We start from the raw sequence: 965 nt of genomic DNA, 5'->3' as shown, positions 1-965 counted from the left end.
GGAAGCAGCCGCTGGCGGGCTTTTATGGCACGGCTGTGCTACAACGTTCTGTCGCGGACGCCGCGTCCCGGGACCGGCTGGAAAACGCGTCGGTGTTCGCCCTTCTTGCTAGGCTGGACGTGCGGGAAGTTCGCGTTCCCCCGGGTTCCACGGATGACGTCGACACCTGGGATGACGCGTCCGCACTGGGGGTATCCGGCAGGATTCCCGATGGCGGTCCGGGCTCCGGCCCGGCTCTGCACAGCTGAACTCGACCATGGAGGCAAACGGTGAAAAGCCAGGACGAAACACTGGAAGACTGGTGCCGTGCCCTGCTCCAGGCCCTGGAGCTGGACGACGTTGAGATTGACGTGAATGAGGTCCTCGCCCTGGCCGGCGTGGCCGCCCATTCCGTGGTGCGCCCGGCGGCACCGCTGACCACATTCATTGCCGGCTTTGCGGCCGGCCTGGCCTCCGGCTCCGGGCAGGCCACGGACTCCGTGTCCATGGAGTCCGCGATGGCCGTGGCCCGCCGGCTCCTGTGCTACAACGTTCTGTCGCGGACGCCGCGTCCCGGGACCGGCTGGAAAACGCGTCGGTGTTCGCCCTTCTTGCTAGGCTGGACGTGCGGGAAGTTCGCGTTCCCCCGGGTTCCACGGATGACGTCGACACCTGGGATGACGCGTCCGCACTGGGGGTATCCGGCAGGATTCCCGATGGCGGTCCGGGCTCCGGCCCGGCTCTGCACAGCTGAACTCGACCATGGAGGCAAACGGTGAAAAGCCAGGACGAAACACTGGAAGACTGGTGCCGTGCCCTGCTCCAGGCCCTGGAGCTGGACGACGTTGAGATTGACGTGAATGAGGTCCTCGCCCTGGCCGGCGTGGCCGCCCATTCCGTGGTGCGCCCGGCGGCACCGCTGACCACATTCATTGCCGGCTTTGCGGCCGGCCTGGCCTCCGGCTCCGGGCAGGCCACGGACTCCG

At 67.6% G+C, this 965-nt stretch carries 2 protein-coding genes and 1 pseudogene; all 3 read left to right on the top strand.

Going from position 1 to position 965, the window contains the following annotated elements; translation table 11 throughout:
• Positions 1-248, top strand: a pseudogene (locus tag Y706_RS29795) (molybdopterin-guanine dinucleotide biosynthesis protein); the annotation flags it as partial.
• 21 nt (positions 249-269) lie between these two features.
• A complete protein-coding gene (locus Y706_RS30265; protein ID WP_253906791.1) occupies positions 270-758 on the top strand; it encodes a DUF6457 domain-containing protein in 489 nt (162 codons plus the stop codon).
• Positions 755-965 (top strand): DUF6457 domain-containing protein (locus tag Y706_RS25430; protein ID WP_043436143.1); only part of this gene is annotated, 211 nt, incomplete at its 3' end. The genes Y706_RS30265 and Y706_RS25430, both read left to right, overlap by 4 nt.

It is taken from the genome of Arthrobacter sp. I3 (assembly GCF_000520575.1).
GTDB classification, from domain to species: domain Bacteria; phylum Actinomycetota; class Actinomycetes; order Actinomycetales; family Micrococcaceae; genus Arthrobacter; species Arthrobacter humicola_A.
Note: the sequence above shows the minus strand (reverse complement) of the source record. Positions and strands in the feature narration are given on the sequence as shown.